Origin of the sequence: Shewanella sp. MF05960, assembly GCF_050849305.1 — a bacterium.
Classification (GTDB): domain Bacteria; phylum Pseudomonadota; class Gammaproteobacteria; order Enterobacterales; family Shewanellaceae; genus Shewanella.
In genome coordinates, this window is sequence record NZ_JBOZPS010000019.1 from 19,410 (window position 1) to 41,665 (window position 22,256).

The 22,256-nt window shown below is 41.7% G+C and carries 14 protein-coding genes and 1 pseudogene; 6 read left to right on the top strand and 9 right to left on the bottom strand.

The features are described from left to right. Nucleotides 1–5: 5 nt before the first annotated feature. Genes lolE through ACROAE_RS16780 form a run of 3 tightly spaced genes read right to left on the bottom strand, consistent with a single transcriptional unit; the run spans nt 6 to nt 3,201 of the window. On the bottom strand, nt 6–1,247 hold the full coding sequence (lolE, locus tag ACROAE_RS16770) for a lipoprotein-releasing ABC transporter permease subunit LolE (RefSeq protein ID WP_432403818.1): 1,242 nt from the start codon (nt 1,245–1,247) through the stop codon (nt 6–8). Continuing rightward, a complete protein-coding gene (lolD, locus tag ACROAE_RS16775) occupies nt 1,244–1,957 on the bottom strand; it encodes a lipoprotein-releasing ABC transporter ATP-binding protein LolD (protein WP_432403820.1) in 714 nt (237 codons plus the stop codon). Before lolD ends, lolE begins: the two co-directional genes overlap by 4 nt. Continuing rightward, entirely contained in the window at nt 1,957–3,201 is a 1,245-nt protein-coding gene (locus ACROAE_RS16780) for a lipoprotein-releasing ABC transporter permease subunit (RefSeq protein ID WP_432403822.1), read from the bottom strand. Before ACROAE_RS16780 ends, lolD begins: the two co-directional genes overlap by 1 nt. Nucleotides 3,202–3,358: 157 nt before the next feature. Here ACROAE_RS16780 and ACROAE_RS16785 point away from each other — a divergent pair, with 157 nt between their 5' ends. From ACROAE_RS16785 to ACROAE_RS16800, 4 genes are all read left to right on the top strand, one after another. Then, nucleotides 3,359–3,967: a hypothetical protein gene (locus tag ACROAE_RS16785; protein ID WP_432403824.1), complete on the top strand. Its 609-nt coding sequence runs from the start codon at nt 3,359–3,361 to the stop codon at nt 3,965–3,967. Nucleotides 3,968–4,032: 65 nt separating this feature from the next. After that, on the top strand, nt 4,033–7,557 hold the full coding sequence (gene mfd / locus ACROAE_RS16790) for a transcription-repair coupling factor (RefSeq protein ID WP_432403826.1): 3,525 nt from the start codon (nt 4,033–4,035) through the stop codon (nt 7,555–7,557). After that, complete coding sequence (locus ACROAE_RS16795) at nt 7,557–8,561, top strand: peptidoglycan binding protein CsiV (protein WP_432403828.1); 1,005 nt, start codon at nt 7,557–7,559, stop codon at nt 8,559–8,561. The genes mfd and ACROAE_RS16795 overlap by 1 nt, the downstream gene beginning before the upstream one ends. Before the next feature lie 390 nt (nt 8,562–8,951). Further along, complete coding sequence (locus ACROAE_RS16800; protein WP_432403830.1) at nt 8,952–9,593, top strand: TetR/AcrR family transcriptional regulator; 642 nt, start codon at nt 8,952–8,954, stop codon at nt 9,591–9,593. A gap of 76 nt (nt 9,594–9,669) precedes the next feature. Here the strand turns inward: ACROAE_RS16800 and ACROAE_RS16805 are convergent, their stop codons facing one another. From ACROAE_RS16805 to ACROAE_RS16820, 4 genes are all read right to left on the bottom strand, one after another. After that, nucleotides 9,670–12,099, bottom strand: a complete 2,430-nt coding sequence (locus ACROAE_RS16805) for a PQQ-binding-like beta-propeller repeat protein (RefSeq protein WP_432403832.1) — start codon at nt 12,097–12,099, stop codon at nt 9,670–9,672. Between the two features lie 62 nt (nt 12,100–12,161). Further along, nucleotides 12,162–13,226, bottom strand: coding sequence for a VOC family protein (locus tag ACROAE_RS16810; RefSeq protein ID WP_432403834.1), 1,065 nt, complete (start codon nt 13,224–13,226; stop codon nt 12,162–12,164). A 145-nt stretch (nt 13,227–13,371) separates the two neighbouring features. Further along, nucleotides 13,372–14,139, bottom strand: coding sequence for an SDR family NAD(P)-dependent oxidoreductase (locus ACROAE_RS16815; protein WP_432403836.1), 768 nt, complete (start codon nt 14,137–14,139; stop codon nt 13,372–13,374). A 108-nt stretch (nt 14,140–14,247) separates the two neighbouring features. Beyond that, complete coding sequence (locus ACROAE_RS16820; RefSeq protein WP_432403839.1) at nt 14,248–16,668, bottom strand: TonB-dependent receptor; 2,421 nt, start codon at nt 16,666–16,668, stop codon at nt 14,248–14,250. A 319-nt stretch (nt 16,669–16,987) separates the two neighbouring features. On the opposite strand from ACROAE_RS16820, the gene ACROAE_RS16825 reads away from it, so the two are divergent. Both ACROAE_RS16825 and ACROAE_RS16830 read left to right on the top strand, forming a co-directional pair. After that, on the top strand, nt 16,988–17,983 hold the full coding sequence (locus ACROAE_RS16825) for an alpha/beta fold hydrolase (protein ID WP_432403841.1): 996 nt from the start codon (nt 16,988–16,990) through the stop codon (nt 17,981–17,983). 43 nt (nt 17,984–18,026) lie between these two features. After that, the gene (locus tag ACROAE_RS16830; protein ID WP_432403843.1) at nt 18,027–20,057 is read left to right on the top strand and encodes a TonB-dependent receptor; all 2,031 of its coding nucleotides are present in this window, start codon (nt 18,027–18,029) and stop codon (nt 20,055–20,057) included. A 98-nt stretch (nt 20,058–20,155) separates the two neighbouring features. Here ACROAE_RS16830 and ACROAE_RS16835 read toward each other — a convergent pair. After that, a pseudogene (locus ACROAE_RS16835) lies at nt 20,156–20,346 on the bottom strand (IS66 family transposase); the annotation flags it as partial. Nucleotides 20,347–21,115: 769 nt separating this feature from the next. Beyond that, nucleotides 21,116–22,144 carry a beta-N-acetylhexosaminidase gene (gene nagZ, locus ACROAE_RS16840; RefSeq protein ID WP_432403845.1) on the bottom strand — a complete coding sequence of 343 codons (1,029 nt, stop codon included), beginning with the start codon at nt 22,142–22,144 and terminating at the stop codon, nt 21,116–21,118. Nucleotides 22,145–22,256 lie beyond the last annotated feature (112 nt).

Sequence of the window (22,256 nt, forward strand, 5' to 3'; positions counted from 1 at the left end):
ACACCTTAACGACCCGCTAATGCCGTTGCAGGAGCAATCTTAGTTGCTTTCCAGGCTGGGTAAATCGTGGCGAGCAAACTCATTACCAAGCCCATTATGATGACAACAACCACATCTTGGCTATGTAATTCAGACGGTAAAAAGTCAATAAAATAGATATCAGATGCCAACAACTGAAAGCCAAAAAGCTGTTCAAGCCCCTGAGCAATAGCACTTAAGTTATACGCAAAAATCACCCCTAAGATGCCACCAATCGTGCAACCCATGATGCCATTTAACGCCCCTTGCAGCATAAAAATGGTCATTATCGCACCGCGACTGATACCCATAGTCATTAAAATAGCAATTTCTGAGGCTTTGTCGCGCACGGCCATCACCAATGTCGAGACAATATTAAAACATGCCACTGCAATCACCAGCGCCAAGACTAAATACATCACTAAGCGCACTAATTGAATATCTTGATAAACGTGCCCTTGCGAGCGGGTCCAATCATTAATGTATAAATATTGCTCCTGAGCAAAGCCTAAATCACGTGTGACTGAAGCGGCATTCAGCACATTAGCGACTTGTATACGCACCCCACTAACACCAGTACCTAACCCTAAAACTTCGGCTAAATATTCAATGGGCACAAAAGCTTGGGTTGATTCAATTTCGCCGCCCACATTGTAAACACCCGATACCACAAAACGATGGCTTTTGGCCGAGGTCAATTGGCTATTATTGGCATCAGGGGTGAACATCGCGACGGTATCGCCGACTTTGAGCTGTAGCTTATCGAGTAAACTGCGTCCTAAAACGATATTATTTTGATTACCTTGCAAAGATTGCCACGCTGCAGCAGACATATATTGATTAATAGTCGACACATCAGCTTCGTGATTAATATCAATCCCGCTGACCACAAGGCCTTGAAAGCCTCCCGGTTTTTGCACTAAACCTTGCAAGCGAATAAACGGCGCCACACCGGTAATTTGTGTTAAGTGTTGCGCACTGTCTGCAATCACTTTCCAATCGGCTATCGGCTCATTAACACCCACTAGCTCACCATGAGACGCTACGCCCAATAACCGTTGTTGTAACTCTTTTTCAAAGCCGTTCATGGTCGACAGCAATAAAATCAACACGCCCACACCCAATGCGATACCCGCCGTTGAGGCAAACGAAATAAACCCAATAAAGCTATTGGATTGTTTAGCACGAAAAAAGCGCCAACCTATTGTTAACGGTAACCACTTACTCATTCGGCTTGCCCTGTTGTGTTAGCTACGGTTTGTAACACACCATCTTTCATGGTTAATTGACGGTCCATTTTAGCGGCGAGTTTATGGTCGTGCGTCACCACAACAAATGCGGTATCAAACTGCTGAGCCAATTCACGGATCATCGCATAGACATTATCGGCACTGCTGGCATCAAGGTTACCAGTGGGTTCATCGGCCAGTACCAATTTAGGTTTGTTAATTAACGCCCGAGCAATCGCTACTCGTTGACGCTCGCCACCTGATAATTGCGCCGGAATATGGTTTAGACGATGCCCAAGCCCCACACGCTCAAGTAATTTTTGCGCATCGGCTAAGGTTTGCTTTTTATCTCTGCCTTGAATAAATGCCGGCATTGCCACGTTTTCTAATGCGGTAAACTCGGGCAACAAATGATGAAACTGGTAAATAAAGCCTAAATCTTGATTACGCACCTGAGCTTGTCTCATGGCAGACATGCTATACAAGTCTTCGCCGTCAAGCAGCACAGAGCCCGCTGTCGGGGTGTCTAAGGTGCCCATTATGTGCAACAAGGTACTTTTACCTGAGCCAGAACTCCCCACAATGGCTAATTGCTCGCCTTTATAAACCGTTAAGTCAACGCCAGACAACACATGAGTCGTGACTTCGCCATCATGGTATTGCTTACTAACGTGGTTAACTTGTAATAACGCTGTGTGTGTTTGACTCATTATTCGTATCTCAAAGCAGAAGCGGGTTGAACCCTTGCAGCCGACAGCGCAGGGTAAAGAGTGGCAAGTAAGGTAATTAATAGCGAGCCAACAATGATGAAACTCAATTGGGTGACTGACAAGGCAACCGGCAAGGTTTGCCCTGCCCCTAAAATGGCAATGCCGAGCGCCGACAATATACTGTTTAAATTAAGGGTTAAGCCTATGCCGACTATCGTGCCTAAAACTAAACCCAGTAATGCATTTAACAGGCCTTGCACAATAAAGATAGCCATCACAGATGATGTGGTCACGCCCTGGGTTTTAAGCACGGCAACGTCAGTGGTTTTATCCACCACCATCATCACGAGTGCCGACACCATGTTAAATGCGGCAACGGCCACAATTAAACTCAGCATTAACGACATCATGTTCTTTTCCATCTTCACAGCAGAAAATAAATGACCATAGTCTTGACGCCAATCACTGGTTTTAATCTCAACGCCTTGCTTGGCAAAGGCATTCACCATTTTTGAGGCCATTTGCGGAGCCGTAAAAGGGTCGGACAAATACACCCGTAACTCATTTATTTGTTGGCTGTTTTGACGCATCAACTTGCGCGCATCTTGATAATGCACATACGCCACACTGCCATCAACCTGTGAGCCCATTTCAAATACGCCCGCCACAGTAAATTTACGCTGGCTCGGCACCGGGCCCATAGGGGAATACACCACACCATCGCCACTGAGCAATCGAATTCTATCGCCGGTATTCACATCAAGCTTTCGCGCTAACTCGCTGCCAAGGACAATATGGTAATCACCCGCAGTAAGTTGCTCAAAGGCATTTGAATAGGTATGCGAGGCAATGCTCGACAATGTTTGCTCAAGCTGTGGATACACGCCATACACTTGTACCGCACTGATGTTTTTGCTCGATTGGATCATCGCCTGTGTGGTCGTGCTTGGCACCATGCCTCGGATGCTAGAGCTTAATCCATCTTCAGCCAACACACGCTGGCTCAGCGGCTGCCAATCAGTAAAGCCTGGCTCGCTGATTAAGGTTAATTGCGGCACAGCACCCAGGATACGGTTTTTTAATTGGCCTTCGAGGCCATTCATTACCGAGCTGACCACAATTAATGCTGCTACACCCAAAAAAATACCCGAAACAGCAAAAAAGGTAATAAATGAGGCAAAAGCATTGGCTTTTCGGGCACGCCAGTAACGGTAGCCGATAAAAAACGAAAATCCGAAATTCATAAAAAAATACTAATCCTATGCGCTAATCACAGCGTATTAGTCTGACAATCAAGCTAATTTAGAAGATGAAAACAACAAGCCATTGTGTATGACTTGCTAAATCATTAAGTTGGGCACGATAATAGGGCTATTAGTGCGATAAATAAAGAGGCAAACCTTGATACCTGACAGCAATTCTTATTTTAGTGTGCCTCATAACTTTAACGCTTACTTGTCGCCGTGGGATGCAAGCCAAGGTTTACCAAGTGAAGATGAGCTAAAAGACATGCAATCGGTGGGCTTAAGGTTATTGACTGAAGTCAAAACCCTCGAAGCCAGTTGCCTTTTACAATTACGTAATTTAGATAATGACGCCAAAGCGGTAGTGGATTTTTTAAAGTTGCAATCTCGCAAGGTCGATTTAGTATTGCAACATGTCCTTGAAAAAGAAGTGCAAGAAGGTCAGCACGTTAAAGGTAATCAATTCGGCGGTAGTGGCATCAGCATCACCAGTACGTTTGCACTAAACGTGGGAGATTATTATAAAACCCATATTTATTTGCACACAGAAGTGGTCGCCTTATTATGCATTTGCCAGGTCACACAGTGTTCGCCTATTAACCAAGATGACCGAGAAGATCAAGACAGCACACCACAATGGCATGCTGAACTTGAGTTTAGTCAAATTCTTGAAGATGATATTGAACAACTTGTTAAAGCCAGCTTAGGCGTGCAACAAAAAATGCTTAAAAAACGTAAACAGAATATTGATAAGCAACGACGCTAACAACCGCGTAAACATAATGGCGTTTCAATACAAATTGACAGCAAACGGAACTGAAAAAGATTTTAATGAAACAATTTAGTGTACTCACGCCGCCGAGTGTAAAAAAAGGCCAACAAATGCAAACTTTGGCAACATTAGGTGGGGTATCTCAAGCCATCACCTTAGCCAAGTTAATTCAGCAACATTCTGGTACCAGCCTAGTGGTCACCCACGACACCCCAAGTGCGTTGTCGCTTGAGGTAGAGCTAAGCTATTTATTGCAACACAGCCAAGTTAATGTGTGCTTATTTCCCGACCGTGAAACCCTGCCTTACGACAGTTTTTCACCACATCAAGATTTGATTTCTCAGCGACTCGAAACCCTCGCCAATATTAGTCAAAGCCAGCACAACGTGGTTATTGTTCCAGTTAATACCTTAATGGTGCGCCTGCCGCCAAAATCATTTATGACCGCCAATGTCATGGTGCTCAATAAAGGCGACACATACAGTTTGCAACAAGCAAGACAACATCTTACCGACACAGGCTATCACTTAGTAGACCAAGTGTATGAGCACGGTGAGTTTGCGATCCGCGGTTCTATCATTGATATTTTCCCTACTGGCTCTCGCCAACCACTGCGCATTGAATTATTTGATGATGAAGTCGAATCGATTCGATTTTTTGATGTCGACACCCAACGTTCTGGCATGGCGCGCGATGCCATTCGCATGTTGCCAGCAAAAGAATTCCCAACAGACAGCCACGCTATTGAAGGCTTTAGACAGCGCTATCGTCGACGCTTTGAAGTGATATCAAAAGAAGCAGAGTCTGTTTATCAATTGGTTAGCCGCAATTTGATGCCCGCTGGCATTGAAAACTACCTACCGCTGTTTTTTGATGAAACCGCAACACTATTTGACTATTTACCTAACGACAGTCAATTAATTACCCTAGGTGATATCGATAAAGCCAGTAAAAATCATTTACACGAAGTGGCGGTGCGTTATGAAGACAGACGCATTGACCCATTAAGGCCGCTGCTGGCGCCGCAAGAATTGTATTTATTGCAAGATGAATTATTTGCCGCATTCAAACCGTTATCGCGCACGCAAGTTATTCAGCAAATCCATGCTAACGACACCGACAATGCCGGTCAGCCTCTAGCGCAAATCGATTTACCAGCACACGCCATTATGGCCAATGTTGAAAAACTGCCCGACATTAATGCCAACCACAAACTCAAGCAGCCTTTAATTGCGCTGCAAGAGTACAGCGCGACACAGTCGCAATTATTGTTTAGCGCCGAATCCGAAGGTCGCCGCGAAGCCTTACTTGAACTGTTTGCCAAAATTGGCATTAAACCCAAGCTGTTCGATCATTTAAATGACTACCTCGCAGCCAAAGATGCCATCGGCTTAATGGTATCGCCGCTCAGCCGTGGTTGTGTATTAACAGACACACCAAGAGGTATGGTAAGCGTTATTTGTGAAACAGAGCTGTTCGGCCAACGAATTTCACAGCAACGTCGCCGCGAAAAGCAGAAACAAGTCAGTTCAGATGTCTTAGTTAAAAACTTAGCCGAGCTAAAAGTCGGTCAGCCTATTGTGCATTTAGAACACGGTGTGGCGCTTTATCAAGGTCTTGAAACACTTGATACCGGTGGCTTAGTCGCCGAATACTTAAAGCTAGAATATTCAGGCGGCGATAAACTCTATGTGCCAGTGTCATCACTGCACTTGATCAGTCGCTTTAATGCCAGTGGCGACGGTGACGCCCATTTAAACAAACTGGGAAATGAAACCTGGGCAAAAGCAAAACGCAAAGCCATTGAGCGTATTAGAGACGTTGCGGCAGAGTTATTAGATGTGTACGCCCGTCGTCAAGCTCGCCCAGGTGAAGCCATGGCCATTGATGAGCAAGAATATGCGCAATTCAGCCAGGGGTTCCCTTTTGAAGAAACCGTCGACCAAGAAACAGCGATTCATGCCGTACTGGCAGACTTACAAGCCCCGCTGGCTATGGACCGTCTGGTGTGTGGTGATGTGGGCTTTGGTAAAACCGAAGTCGCCATGCGCGCGGCGTTTGTCGCCGTAAATGCAGGTAAGCAAGTGATTGTATTGGTGCCGACCACCCTATTGGCGCAACAACATTACGAAAACTTTAAAGACCGTTTTGCAGACTGGCCTATCGTCATCGAAGTGATGTCGCGTTTTAGAACCACCAAAGAGCAAAAAAGTGTCGTAGAGCAACTGTCTGAAGGTAAAGTCGATATTGTTATTGGTACTCATAAACTATTGTCAGCAGAAGCCGACTTTAACAATTTAGGTTTGTTGATTATCGATGAAGAACACCGTTTTGGTGTGCGTCAAAAAGAAAAGATTAAAGCATTGCGAGCCAATGTGGATATTTTAACCCTTACCGCCACACCCATTCCACGCACACTTAACATGGCCATGTCTGGCATGCGTGATTTGTCGATTATCGCCACGCCACCCGCAAAACGTTTAGCGGTAAAAACCTTTGTGCGCGAATACGACAAAGCCACTGCGCGCGAAGCCATTTTACGTGAGATATTACGCGGCGGTCAGGTATATTATTTACACAACAATGTCGAAACCATTGAAAAGACAGCACAAGACATACGCGACTTATTACCCGAAGCTCGTGTAGTGACGGCCCATGGGCAAATGCGCGAACGCGATCTTGAAAAAGTGATGTCAGACTTTTATCACCAGCGCTTTAACGTGTTGGTGTGTACCACTATTATCGAAACGGGTATCGACGTACCCAGTGCCAACACCATTATTATCGACCGTGCCGATATGTTTGGTTTAGCCCAGTTACACCAATTACGTGGTCGTGTGGGGCGCTCGCATCATCAAGCTTATGCTTACATGATGACGCCGCATCCAAAACGCATGACACCCGATGCCCGTAAACGTCTTGAAGCCATTGGCGCATTAGAAGACCTTGGCGCAGGCTTTATGCTTGCCACCCAAGATTTAGAAATTCGCGGCGCAGGTGAATTATTAGGTGATGAGCAAAGCGGTCATATTTCTAAAATTGGTTTTAGCTTGTACATGGAAATGCTCGAGTCTGCAGTTAAAGCATTAAAAGAAGGTAAAGAGCCCTCACTTGCCTACATGATGAGCGCCAAAGCGGAAATCGATTTACGTATCCCTGCTTTGCTGCCTGAAGATTATGTCAGCGACGTCAATATGCGCTTGTCACTTTATAAACGTATCGCCAATTGCGAAAACGATAATATGCTCGACGAGCTTAAAGTCGAATTTATTGACCGTTTTGGCATGTTGCCGCAGCCAACGCGTAATTTAATGGCCATTACCTTGTTTAAACATCAAGCAACCGCACTGGGAATCGTTAAAATTGAAATGCATGCCAAAGGTGGTAGCGTTGAATTTGGCCCTGAAAACTGCGTTGATCCAATGTTTATTATTGGTTTGTTGCAAAACCAGCCACAAATCTATCGAATGGACGGGCCAAATAAGTTAAAGTTCACCATTCCTGCTGAAACAAGCAAAGAGCGTCTTGAATTAGTCAATACCTTGCTTGAACAGTTCGCTAAACACCAAACTGGAGACAAATAGTGCTTCGTAAATTTGCGATGTCTATCGCCGCTATCACAGCGCTATCCCACAGCTTTTCAGCCCATGCAGAATCATGGTTTGAAGTAGAAGTATTTGTATTTGAACGCCAACATCCATCAGTTGAAAAATGGCTCGATGCATCACCACCCAAATTAGCCAATAATACTGTCGATATTATCACTCCGGTGATCAGCACCGACATCACTGGCGTTGCTGTGGGACTCAATGGTTGTTCGTCTACCGACTGGGCCAGTGACACCAGCAACTGCAACGACCCTAAAGTGAGTAATAATATTGCCACTCACCCAAGCCAGGTGCCTTTTAATATTGGTGCAAGTAGCCCACAATCGGCTTACTTAGGTCAAGGTCCATTATTGCTGGCACAAAGCCAAGGGCAATTTAGCGATATTATTCGCACCATCAGTCGTGAACCCTATGTTAAAGGTTTAGTGCACTTAACCTGGCAGCAAAATATGCAGTCTCGTCGAGCGGCAAAACCGGTGCGTATTTTTGGTGGTAAAGATTTCTCTAAAACTTTTGATTACCACGGCTTAAGCGTGAATAAACCCGCAGACAGCAGTAACAGCATGCCTGCAGGTGATTACAGTGCATTGGGTGGGTTTTATGATGCACCGAAAATCAGCCCTGTGTGGGAATTAGATGGCTCAATTAACATTTACCTAAGCCATTACCTGTACATCGAAAATAATTTGGCGTTGCGTAAACCAACCCAAAAAATGATTGAATCGACTCCTGCTGCGTTTAACGAATACGCTGCATTAGATATTGATGGTAAAAAGCAATTAGCCCCTTACCTGCAAAGTATTCCGTTAATTCAAAACCGCCGAGTAAAAAGTGGCGAGTTACATTATTTTGACCACCCACAAATGGGCATTGTGATGCAAATTCGTAAAATGGCGCAACCTACCAACGTAAAGCCTATTGATTTAACTGTGCCTCGTTCTGTGAGTAACGCCACCAGTTCAGACTTTGGCTCAAATTAGCTTCTATTATTAAGATATTAATTTGAGTTAAAACAAGAGAGACTAAAAGGCGTTTAATCTGTTGATTAAGCGTCTTTTGCATTTATATCGATAACTTATTTATCAAAAGCTGTTCTCAACTTGACGTGGCATTCACACTTTCGCAAGTATCTATAAAATATAAGTTTTAAAGTAATCCTCCTGTGCAAACAATGTAAATATGACACATTATTCAAATGATATAAACGAAGTATATCTTTTAGATAACATGAATTATTTGACGCTTATACTTCTTCAAATGTAGTAACAACACGCTGAAAATAGTTATACTGATTTTCTAAAGCGAATGATGAACTTTCTATTTAATCCAGCCCATTCATGAATTAGCAGCATAAAGGTCCCGTCTACAGTATGGCTACAGTAAAGAAAAAAAGAACTCGACTTGCTCCTGATGTTAGAAAAGATTTAATTCTAGATAGAGTAGCTGATATTGTTGCAACTGAAGGCGTATCATCGTTAAGTATGGATCGTATAGGCAAAGAGGCTGGAATAAGTAAATCGCTGGTTTATTCCTATTTTCCTACTATTAAAGAAATGCTTCAGACGTTACTTAAAAGAGAATACGAACGTTTAAGAGCTTTACAAGACCAGGCAGCTCAAAGTGCTGAAACATTTGAACAATTAGTACGTCGAGTCACAACCGCTTATTTAACCTATATGGAAGAACGTGGACTGATCCTAGATAGATTAACCGCTGAACCAAACTTGACAGATATAAGCGATCCTACTGAGTTTAGTCGAGACACCGCCGTACGGCATTTAGCCAAAATTGTACGGGATCATTTTGATATTGATATGGAGATAGCTTTGCCGGCAGTCGATATCTCTTTTGGTATGCCAGCGGCTGCGGGACATTATTTGATTAAAAACAATGTGCCACGCCAAACGATTGAAGACATTACCGTTGCGATGATTATTGGCAGTATAGAAGCATTAGCAAAAAGCTATAAAACCTCATTTAAGCTTATCAAGAAAAAACCAGTACAAATATAAAAATGACTGCGTTAGTTTTTAAATAAAAAAAGCCGAATCGATGATGATTCGGCTTTTTCTATTACTGTGATGGTACTTAATCTTCTAAAGCATAAGCAATAACATAACCGCCTTTACCGTCTACCACACTTTGAGAATCAGAGTAGGTATTGGATTTAGGATCTCGCGGGTAACGCCAGCTTGGGTTTGGTACAGTCACAATTAAATACTGCTTACCGTTTTTGTTCGACAAGTAAGACATTGGTGTTGCTTGACCATTGCCCGGTAACGCGTCAGACCATTTCAGTTCACCAGTACGTATATCATAAGCACGTACAGTACTGTCCATCGTCGAACTAATAAAAGTCAGTCCGCCACGTGTTGTTAGTGTACCAGCGCGTACAGCAGTACCAACATCAAAAGGTAAGCCAGAACGTATTCCAAATGGTCCTGAATCTTTCATACTGCCTAATGGTCGACTCCAAAGCAGCTCTTTTGTATTAAGATCTATCGCAGCAATCAATGACCAAGGAGGTTCAAAGCAAGGCACTTGTGAACCGATGATTGACATAAAGGGTAAGATTAATCCGTAATATTTAATACGAGCATAATCATAGGGATCAGTCGGATCTGGTTCACGGCTTACTGGCATAGGCGCATTAATATCCATTCTTACAGCAGGATGCTCTTCACCCAATAATAATGCAGCTCTAGGACCCGCTTCAGCAACTCGTTCTGGTGATACGGCAATAAGGGTATGTGCAAGCAACATCGGAGCGGCAATTAAAATACCATTGTCTGCGTCTACTGAAACACTGCCCCAATTAAAGCCACCAAAATTCCCCGGTGCAGCCAATGTGCCTTCTGGCGTCGGCGGAGTAAATAGTCCGTCATAGCGCATTCGTTTATACATTATGCGGCAGACTAGTTGATCTACAGGTGTTAAACCCCACATGTCTTTTTCAAAACGATGCGGATGAAAGTTAGGTAATGGCGATGACGGTTGTGTGGCAGATAAGTATTCATCAATCACAGGGTTTTGTGGTACTGGCTTTTCTTCGATGGGATGAACCGGAGTGCCATCTCGTCGATCTAACAGAAATATCTCTCCTGTTTTAGTGGGTACGGCGACAGAAGGTACCATTTCACCTTCACGTTCTACGTTAACCAATACAGGTTGAGCCGGAACATCGTAATCCCAAATATCATGATGAACCGTTTGAAACTTCCATTTAGGCTCGCCTGTTGCGCCTTTTAATGCCACAACTGACGATGACCATTCGTCATCAAAATCACGTCGAGCACCACCAAAGTAGTCTGGATTGGCATTACCTGTCGGCGCATAAATGAGATCTAATTCAGCATCGTAACTCATTATCGACCATACATTGGGTGTACCAGGCGTGAATGTTTCGCCAGCTTTAGGTTCGCCATAATAACCTGGATTACCTAAATCCCATGCCCAGGCAAACTTACCCGTATCAGCATGATAGGCACGAACTACACCCGATGGTAAACCAAGATCTTGTGAGTCTAAAACAAGCCCGCCCACCACAAACACATCATCGGCAACCAATACTGGTGAAGTAACATAGTATTGTTTTGCTAAATGCTCACCTAAACCTTGGCGGAGATCGACAATGCCGTTATCACCGAAATCAGTACATAACTCACCAGTTTTGGCATTGACGGTTAATAATCTAGCATCAACCGTACCCGTAACAATTTTAGTTGGGCATTGGCCTTGATAATCTGGAGGGGATTCGTAATAGCTTATCCCGCGGCACGTACGTGCGTATTGATGTGCATCAGGCACAACCGCTTTAGGGTCATAACGCCATAACTCTGTACCCGTGTCACTATCAACTGCCATCAAGACATTTTGAGCACCACAAATGTATAAAGTATTGCCCACTTGCAGCGGGGTCATTTTAAAATCTTCGGAAACACCGGTGCGGTAGCGCCATACTTCTTTAAGCCCACTTACTGTGTCTTTGTTGATTTGATCTAATTCAGCAAAGCGAGTGCCGCCATCGGTATTACCGTATTGACGCCAGTCAGTTATTGGCTCACTTTTGGCTATATCGCGAACGGTACCTGTACCATTTTGCTCATAACCTTGCAGCGATGCTACGGTTAATAATAAGATTGTTGCTATGCTAGGCAATGCTATCCAGCGATGGCGATAAGTTGTTTCGGTTTGGATTAATGTAGAGCGATACCAAGGTGTAATAAACCATAAACCTAAGCCTAACCATGTGGCTAAACGGGGAAGTAACGCTAATAAGTATAAGTGTGATTCATACACTGACCAACATAATGATATCAGCAGCATTAGGCCGTAAAATTTTGCTGCATTGGGATTGTGTTTTATCATTAAGTAAGCAATGACAATCAAACTTATGCCCGTGATCACATAATAAAAACTGCCACCAAGGTAGCCCAGATAACCGCCACCCAAGGTTAAACATAGTCCGATGACTATGAATACAATGATGACAAACCAGTTAATAATTCTTGCTAGCATAATGAGCTAATTCTCCGACAATACTTTTACAGGGTCTTTGGTATTAAATTGGTTGAGGTTATTTAAGTACCATTATTTGCAAATTGTTTAGCTGAAAAAATAGAGTCTGTGGGTAAGGATTGGAAACCCAATAAATTACCGTCTACATCACGACCAAATAAAATGTCATTACCATCTAATGGCTGATTCTCAGACACAATTGTTCCGCCTGCTTCAAGCAGTTTCTCTTTTGCTTTAGCGAGGTTAACGACATCAAAAACAATCATATTATATCCAAGTGCGTCAATAGGACGTGGTGTGTCTGAAGAGGTCGGAGCTGGGTTGTGGTATTGAATAATCTCGAGTTCTAAATTACGAACTTGAAACCAAGCCATTTCTAATTCAGTTTTGTCAAAGCCTGAAACTTTATCGACTTTCTCACCTTTTAGCGCAATCAATCGGCCTGCTCGTCGAGGGTTTTGAGTCTCTAACAAGTGGGAGTAAAATTTAACTGCACGCTCCATATCTGTGGTTGCTAACGAGATGTGTCTAATACGGTATTCATTACTCGGTGGAGTGGGTAAATTCAGTGCCGCAACATCAACATGCTCAATTTCAACCATGATGTTGTCGTGATCCCTCGCATATGCGTAATAAACAGGATTTTTAGGGTTAATTTGTATCATTTCGGCGGCGCCGATATGCGTCGCACCAGCAGCTAAGAATTTATCATAAGCCTTAGTTGTTTCATTTACTTGAAAACAGACATGAGCAATTCCAGGGCCATTTGCGTCGACAAATTTATGTGAGTGTGCTGAATGTGAAGTTGTGCCAAAATCCATAAAACGTAATTGGGCGTTCACACTGGCCATTAATTGAGTGTTAAGTTGAGTATTCTCTCTACCCGTAAGCGTATTAATTACCGGGCTATTATCAATCGTGTCTTGGTGAGCGATTTTAAGGTCCATTGCTTGCTGATACAAAGTAGAAGCTCGTTCAAGATTGCTTACTGTCATGCCTACATAATGAACACCGGTAATAACAGGATTACTGGCTTGTACCGGTGGTTGAGTCAACCAGTAGTAACCGCTGAGTACGGTTAACAACAGAAATATGATTAAACCCACAATAATTTTTATAGTACGCACGATTTTTCCTCTCTTGTTCAATATACCCCCATTAAACACAGATTATGCCTTAATAAGGGGGGGGAATAATATATTACGCCTTATTACTGGTTAAAGTGTCAATAGCGAGTTTTTAACACCGTATTTGTGGCGACGTAATTAAGGATCAGTAGTTCACCGTTTTAATTGCTCCACCATCAACTCGTAAGTTTACCGCAGTAATATTTGATGCTGCTGGGCTTGATAAAAAAGTGATCGCGTTAGCTACTTCGGTTGGTGTACCCATACGATTAAAGACCGACACAGCACATGCACGTTGATATAAATCAGGCTGTTTTTGTTTAACCATTTCCCAAAACCCTTGTTCGTGATGTATGGGACCAGGCGAGACTAAATTGACTCTAATATTGAATTGACCTAATTGATTTGCTAGCTGAGTGGCGTAAGACACTAACGCGGCTTTCATCGTGCCGTATTCAACTTCGCTTGGCATATTAGCTGTCATCACCGAGGCAATAGAGGCCACATAAACAATGGCAGGTTGGTTTCCTTTTTTTAAGTAGGGCAGTGCTAATTCAGTTGCACGAATATGTTGTAATAAATCAACTTCAAAGGTGTCTTTCCAGCGCTCTATCCCTTTAGATTCAATACGGGTTGTTACGTTACTGACGAGTATGTCTAATCCGCCAAGTTGCTGAACCGACTGCTCAAACCAATTTGCGTATGCCTGTTCGTCAGTAACATCAACTGACTGACCTGTTACGCAAGTACCCGCTTTATTCCATTCTGTTAAGCTTTTTTCTAAAGAAGCTAAGCCTCTAGCACAAGTGGCAACTTGCATGTTTTCAGCGACAAAGTTATCAATAACTGCTTTACCAATGCCTCTGCTTCCACCCGTTACGATCGCGCGTTTACCGTTTAAATTTAAATTCATATTGTGTATCTTCTATCTGAAAAAATTAAAAAATCTAGATAAGTAGTAACGCCAACATTTAACAGAGGGCGATACTATTTACTGTAATATCCATTGCGTCAGTTTTTATTATTCAAAACGGTACTGAAATCTCACCCCATATTGAATCGGGTCTAAAATAGCGGGTAAGCGGAATCTACCCGTTAATGAGTTTTCTACAGATAAGCCTGTGACTGAGTCGTTATTGCTGACATTCTTCACAAACGCTTCAACTTCCCATAGTTTGTAAGTGTCTGAAATTGATACGGTAAAATCAGTCTGGTTCCAGCTGTCAATGTTATCTGTAGACGTGTTGTATACGCGGGCATAGAAATCGTCCTGCCAGTATGTTTGTGCAAGGTAGGTAATTTCTAAATCGTTGAAAATCCCGTGAGTGTACTGCACGCCGAATTGAATTGAAGATTCTGGTGCATAAGGCAAAGAATTACCTTTAACATCTGGCGCTATTGCCGTGCGACCTAAGCTACCGTCTGGTGTTGAGAATGTGCCGGTGATTTCTGAATCAAGTAATGCCACATTCAAATTAAACATTAAATCGGCAATTGGCATTGCGACAAATTCAAACTCAGCACCAGATACTTTTGCATCTGTGTTATCTGTAATCGCTGCGCCGGTTCCACCTTGCTCTAATGCACCCAGTTGAATGTCTGAGTAATCATAGTAAAACACGGTGACGTTAGCTTGTAAGCGGCGATCAAGCATGGTGTTTTTGGTACCAAACTCAATAGAATTAATATATTCAGCGTCAAATGCTTTTTTGCTTGCACCACCTGGGTTTAAGCCGCCAGCTTTGTAACCGCGGGCTAATGTACCAAAAAATAGTGTGTCATCAGTAAAGCTGATATCAGCGTCGTAGCTTAAGCCAATTTTTCCGGTGGTTTCTTGCCAGTCATTTTCTAAATACTCAAATGCGGTTGGATCGAAGCCTGGTTGTAAAAAACTTAACGGAGACACGGTTTGTGTTGACTGACTCTTCTCTTCATTTGAATAGCGAATACCCGTTGTTAATTTAAGCTTTTCGGTTAAATCAAAGTAGGTTTCACCAAAAATCGCCCATGAGCTTGTATCAAGTTCAGGCGTGCGAGTGTCAAACTCATGGAATTCATTTGGAAGACGCAGTGCCGAAGCTAATAAACTAAGATAAGGGACGAAGGTGGCGACTCTTGAGTCTGATTCATAATTTAACCAATAGACCCCAGCCGTGTAGTTGAAATTAGCATCTAAATCAGACACGAAACGAAACTCTTGGCTATATTGCTTTGATGTCGCCTCTAGCACTTGTACCGCTTCGTAATTGCGAGTGCCTTGTAATACAACATCATCATTGAAAACGTAATTAACAGGGATCAAAAAAGCATTAGACCCATTGGCATTATCGTAATCTCGTTGACCAGCATTGTCTCTATCATGATATGCAGTTACGCTGGTAAATATACCAGAATCAATGACATAATTGAGTTCGAAAGAGACTAGCAAATCATCGGCTATAGCGATAGGGTCATTATCAAGATTGACTTTATGCGGGTCATTAGGGTTAATTTTTATTGACCCATCTGGATTGGTATTAAAAAAGTCAGATCTAACAATAGCGGCTGATGCACCTAATGCAGCCTTAAGATTACCGTCTAAATAGTCTGAATCAACAAATTCAAAGCCAGTTTTGTCAGAGGCACAACCTAAGATGGGATCAGAGATACAACGCACACCTCGTCGATTAGAGCGGTTGCTATCTTCTTTATAATATTGCGCAAATAAAGTGGCATCAAGTGCATCACTGAGCTGAAATGCTGTTGTACTTCTAACAGAGAATTGGTCACGACCGTCAATGTCATTACCCGTGGCAATATTTTCGGTAAACCCATCTCGTTTAACGGTGTTAAACGCAAACCGTTGTTTAATATTGTCGCTAATGGGGATATTGACCATGCCAACAGTACGAAGGCTGTTGTAATTACCAACCTCAACGTTAATGCTGGCTTCAAAATCTTCTGTGGGGCGTTGCGTGATCATATTCACTACACCCGCAGTGGTATTGCGCCCGTATAAGGTACCTTGAGGGCCACGTAATACTTCAATGGTCTGTAAATCATAAAACTCATTTGACGCTGACGGAGCCGTTAAATATATCCCATTAACATGAACCCCTGTGCCAGATTCTGCTGATGCGCCAATTGCATTATTTCCCACGCCGCGAATATTGTAAGTGCCGCGATCGGTAAACATTGCATTCGGTATAGCAAATTGAATGTCATTGGGTTCTTCAATATCTTGGCGGGCTAATTCATTTGCATTAAATGCACTAATTGCAATAGGCGTTTCTTGCAGAGTTGATACCCGTTTTTCAGACGTGACAGTAATGACTTCAATTTCAGTCTGTTCTTTTTGTGCCCCATTAGATTCAGCTGCAATTGCTTGCGCAATAGACGATAACGCAAATGGTATAGCCATCACTGTACCAATGATTTTTATTTTTTTTATATATGTAGTCATACGTAAGTGCATCCCTTGTTGTAATGTTTATTTAATCAAGATACGGCGTTAATTGACAAACCAGCAGCGCTATTACGCAATGTGTCACTAATGACTGATAACTTATTGACATATTGTTCAGTAGTCAATATTTTTATTTGATAAACTTATGGTTTGGCGCTATAAATATGATTCAACATCTATTTAAAAACACGATAAATGTGGATTAGTCATTGTTTTAAAGGTGTTAAACCTGTTTTTAATTTTGTTTTTCATTTTAATGTCGAAGTGTTCACTAGTAATTTGATTTGTTCGAACTTAATTAATACATAGAGGAAATATGAAAATAACAATTATGTTGTCTTTTTTGATCTCGATAGCAGGTTTTGTGAGTATTTCTGGTTGTGATAACAATCAGGGCACACTGACATTACAACAAGTTAACGAGCCAAAGAGCTATTTGGGTTATTCATCAAACACTGTAATGATAAATGGACTTAGGTTTCATTATGTTGAGTCAGGTTCAGGCCCTGTAATAATACTCTTGCATGGTTTTCCATATTTCGGTGAAACGTGGGATCCATTACTAAAACCATTAAGCAAACGATTTCATGTAGTTGCACCAGACAATCGAGGCTATGGTTTTACTGAAAAACCACCCGAAATAAATGATTATAAAATCGAGTGTTTAGTGAGCGATGTTGTTGAATTAATTAAATATGTAGCAGATGATAGACCCGTTATTATCATTGGTCATGATTGGGGAGGCGTTTTAGCTTGGTCAGTGGCTCAGCAACATCCTGCACTCGTCGATAAACTTATCGTTATTAATGCACCACCATATAATGTCATGTTAAATATGCTGTCAAACAGTGATTCACAAAGGGCTGCATCTGGATATATCAGTAAAATGACAAGTTGGGTTGGAAAACTCTACTTTTATATTAAAGGACCTGAATTAATGTGGGGCGAGGCACTGGCTAAACTGCATGAACAAGGTGTGTTAAGTGATGAATTTAAGCGTGCATTCTTATCGGCATGGAGTCAGGCAGGTGCTGCAGAAGCAGCGATTAATTGGTATAAAGCCAATATTCCTAATTTTGATGATATTAATGAAAAGAGTTATTGGCCGAGTAAAGCTGCTCGGGTCACTGTTCCCAGTTTATTAATTTGGTCGAAAGATGACAAAGCGTTTTCTAACGACACATTTCGAGAAATACCTCGTTTTGTCGATAATCTACAGATAAAAGTAATCAATACAAGCAGTCATACACCCTTTTTAGATCACACAAACCAAGTTATTGATTATATTGGGCAATTTATTAGTACGCAATAAGTATCATTTTAAAACCTTGAGCAAATGAAGATTAGGAATACCTGTGAAACTAAAAATAATTACATTTTCGCTTCTACTTGCTAATGGCGCTGTATTAGCAAACACCTCAAATGAATCTATTGAACAAATAACAGTAACAGCTACTGCAACAGAGAGTCCGTTACTCTCTGTTGCAAGTAATTTGGCGGTAATCAATGCCGAAGAATTAGGTTTTATTGAACATGAACACATTAATCAAGCTTTTTCACGCGTAGCTGGCGGTTGGATTAGCCGCGGAAATGGACAAGAGCATTTAACGGCGATCCGCTCCCCCGTATTAACGGGAGCAGGAGGCTGTGGGGCATTTGTCATAGCACAAGATGGTATTTCAGTTCGAGCTCCAGGCTTTTGTAATGCAAATCAGTTATTTGATGTGAATAGTGAACAAGCTGCACGCATTGAGGTACTCCGAGGGCCATCAAGTACTTTATTTGGCACAAATGCTGTTCATGGTGTTATTAACATCATTACTCCTAATCCAATAGATCAAGCAACAAACTCCATAGGAATTGGCATTGGTCCCCACGATTATTTGAATAATCATATAAGCGTAACACGTTTAATGGATGACCACGCCATCATGTTTTTTGGCAATACTAGCCAAGATGGTGGTTATAAAAATGACAGTGGTTATGAACAACAAAAAGCGACGGCAATACATCAATATCGAACACATAAACTCGATGTTAAAAGCGTTATCGCTGTTACAAATTTAAATCAAGAAACGGCAGGATTAGTTGCCGGATTTGAAGCTTATAAAGATCACAGTTTAAGACAAGTTAATCCAAATCCAGAAGCGTTTCGAGACAGTAAATCGGTGCGAGCATATAGCAAAGTAGATATACAGGTTGATCAAAATACAAACTACAGTATTACTCCATATGTTCGTTGGACCGATATGGCCTTTTTGCAACATTATTTGCCTTGGAAACCATTAGAAGAAAATGATCAACTGGGACTTGGGTTAAAAACAAATATGGTAAAAAAATTTGGCGATGCGCAATGGCATTTAGGTGCAGATATAGATCTTACAGCAGGCGACTTAACAGAAACCCAAGCTGCAGACTTTTCACCTACAACCCCCACTGGAGTTCATTATAATTACACCGTAGATGCAAAGATTTTAGCCTTATACAGCCAACTTAATTGGGCTTGGTCATCGAAAGGCTCACTCTCTGCAGGGGTTCGATTAGAACAAACTAAGTATAATTATAAAAATCATTTATCCGATGGTGATATTTGCAATGTTAATGTCACTAAATGTAGATTCACTCGACCTAAAGATCAAAATGTTACATTTGCTGAACCAGCATATCAGTTAAGCAGCCAATATTTACTTGGTGATAAACATAGTATTTACTCCACTTATTCAATAGGTTATAGAGCACCTCAAGCTACAGAGTTATTTCGGTTGCAAGCAGGGCAACAAATCGCGGACTTAGAACCTGAGCAAATCAGCTCCTTTGAAATTGGATTACGAGGGCAATATTCAGATATTTACTACGATATAACCGCGTTTACGATGCAAAAAGATAATTTTATATTTCAAGATACTAATCGACAGAATATCAGTGATGGCAAAACGTCACACAATGGCTTTGAATTAAGTCTTAATTATCAATTACCGTATAGATTATACCTAAATGCTAATGGTACTTTGGCAAACCACAAATATAATTCAACACTGAATCTAAGTCATAATGATATCAAAGGAAATGAAATAGACACTGCACCACAGCACATGGGGAGTGTGCAGTTAGGATGGAACAGTGATCAAGGGTCAAGAGTTGAACTTGAATGGATTCACTTAGGTAATTATTTCTTGAACCCTGAGAATACCTCTGAATATGAAGGTCATAATTTATTGAACTTGAGAATGAATACTGACATCCATAGGAATTTAACATTTAGTGCACGTATATTAAATTTAACTAATCAAAACTATGCAGAAAGAGCGGATTTTAGTTTTAATCAATACTCGTATTTTATCGGAGAACCCCGTTCTTTATTTTTTTCGTTAAAATATACTTTCTAGTGTAATCGACTAGCTAACTGCACCGATTGTTTAAAGTCAGATGTAACAGGCTGCCAATGTCCGGCTTGAGTTGACACTGTTCATCAAGGTAAGTGATGTTTAAGCTTGCTTAGAATAGGCAGACTAACCTCTTGTCTAGCGACGTACTTTCATCACTGCTTTACACTTTTACCCGTGGCTCAACACCGTACAACTTTTGGATAAGGCTTAGTATCACATCAACTCTACCGGTTATATTTTTCCTTTGTAGTTTTTTCTCGTCGATAAATTTACGACGAGTATGAGCCCATGACAGCATGAAGGTAGACCAACTCAGACGGCTAAGCAGAACAGTCAATTAAGCTTGTCTCTTTTTTGGTATGATCTTAATATCATTAAAGATAATCAACCACGCAGCCAGGCACAGCATTGGCAAAGTTGAATTAGGCTTGTACTCAACCAGTAAAGCACGCTAATTATAGTAAGTGATGATAGAGATTTTATGTAGTTGGCAAAATTCGATAGTAGTGCCACTAAACAAGCTACGTTGCTGAAGTAGCATCTGCCACTGAGTAGTGGTTCTGTAAGTTTTCATCACCAGCTCCAAATTGCTCATTGAGCAGGTATTATTAGAGAAACATAACATCAGTATTAGGTTTACTTCGTTAGACGTTTACATGCATGTGATGAATATGCTTTCTTAATAAAACGACGTTGTTCTTACCAAATAAAAACCTCTGAAAAGTCTAATGGAATCACTACCACCTAGCTTGAATAAAACTTCTGAACATCGAAGGTGCTTTTATTTCAATCAATGTTACGGGTTACCAAGTTAACATTGCAGATCACATTAGTAAGCAAGGTCGAGATTACTTTTTGCCCCTAAAAGTAATTAAAGCAACAGACATAACACAGTAGAAAAGCATTTTCAGAGACACTGAAAACCGCTTTTCGGTTTAAACTAGCTAAAGCAAAACAGGGTCGTATCGAAGCGCGATTTTACCCTGTATTGAATGCCGAATAATTCAAAATAAATGATCACCATGGCCGCAATGACAAATACTTGAATACCCTAATAATTACATTAGCGATTTTATGAAATTATTTATTTCCAACATGAGCACTTGCGCCGCTTGAATGCGGGATTGCTGCTCTAGAGCATGGCACACTTGCGCAGGCTGACTTTTAAGCGCCAATGCCGTATGCAGCGGCTCATCTGCTGGCCAAACAAAATCAGTCAGTAATGCATTAACGCCTGTCGGGTCGTTACACACTAAAATCATGTCACATCCCGCCTCTAAAGCCGCTTTAGCACGTCCTTGATAGTTACCCGCAAAGCTCGCGCCCTTCATGCCTAAATCATCAGAAAATATCACCCCGTCAAACGCCAATTGTTGACGTAATACCGTTTGTAACCAGTATGCTGAAAACCCAGCAGGATTAGGGTCAATAGCTGAATACACTACGTGCGCGGGCATCACTCCTTGCAACTGTTTTTGGCCAATCAGTTGCTTAAATGGCACCATATCAAATGCGTCAATCACATCTTTAGTGCGAGGGTCTACTGGCATTGCAATGTGCGAATCGGCAGCAACACTGCCGTGTCCAGGAAAATGCTTACCTACTGCTGCCATACCCGCTTCGTTCATGCCGATAATAAACTGCTCAGCTAGCGCACTGACGTGTGCAGGGTTAGGACTAAAACTGCGTTTACCAATCACTTCACTTATACCGTTTACATCTAAGACCGGTGCAAAACTTAAATCAATATCGCACGCAAGTAGCTCTATCGCCATTAAAAAGCCACATTCTTTCGCCCATTGTTTTGCTAATGTTAAATCCATGTTCGCAGCGGGTAAAATATCACCCATCGCAGGAATTAAACTAAAACCTTCACGAAAACGCTGTACCCGGCCACCTTCGTGGTCTACGGCAATTAACAATTCTGGCCGAATGCGGCGAACTTGCTTAACTAGCTCAATTAGCTGGTTTTTATTTTCAAAATTGCGTGTAAATAAAATTATCCCACCCACTTTTGGGTGTTGTAACTGCTCGGTTTCCAGATTTGATACTGTTAAACCGGCTAAATCCATCATTAAATAGCTCAAACTGTTCCCCTAATCGTATCGTCAACGTCTAAATATTGCGGTTATTGTGCATGATAAGACAAGCTAATGTGAAAATTATGCATAAAAAAATCTAATGAACTGTCATTCATCA

Bases quoted from the DNA above. Each gene is read 5' to 3' on its own strand.
- lolE (WP_432403818.1), bottom strand. From the start codon at position 1,247: ATGAGTAAGTGGTTACCGTTAACAATAGGTTGGCGCTTTTTTCGTGCT.
- lolD (WP_432403820.1), bottom strand. From the start codon at position 1,957: ATGAGTCAAACACACACAGCGTTATTACAAGTTAACCACGTTAGTAAG.
- ACROAE_RS16780 (WP_432403822.1), bottom strand. From the start codon at position 3,201: ATGAATTTCGGATTTTCGTTTTTTATCGGCTACCGTTACTGGCGTGCC.
- mfd (WP_432403826.1), top strand. From the start codon at position 4,033: ATGAAACAATTTAGTGTACTCACGCCGCCGAGTGTAAAAAAAGGCCAA.
- ACROAE_RS16800 (WP_432403830.1), top strand. From the start codon at position 8,952: ATGGCTACAGTAAAGAAAAAAAGAACTCGACTTGCTCCTGATGTTAGA.
- ACROAE_RS16805 (WP_432403832.1), bottom strand. From the start codon at position 12,099: ATGCTAGCAAGAATTATTAACTGGTTTGTCATCATTGTATTCATAGTC.
- ACROAE_RS16815 (WP_432403836.1), bottom strand. From the start codon at position 14,139: ATGAATTTAAATTTAAACGGTAAACGCGCGATCGTAACGGGTGGAAGC.
- ACROAE_RS16820 (WP_432403839.1), bottom strand. From the start codon at position 16,668: ATGACTACATATATAAAAAAAATAAAAATCATTGGTACAGTGATGGCT.
- ACROAE_RS16825 (WP_432403841.1), top strand. From the start codon at position 16,988: ATGAAAATAACAATTATGTTGTCTTTTTTGATCTCGATAGCAGGTTTT.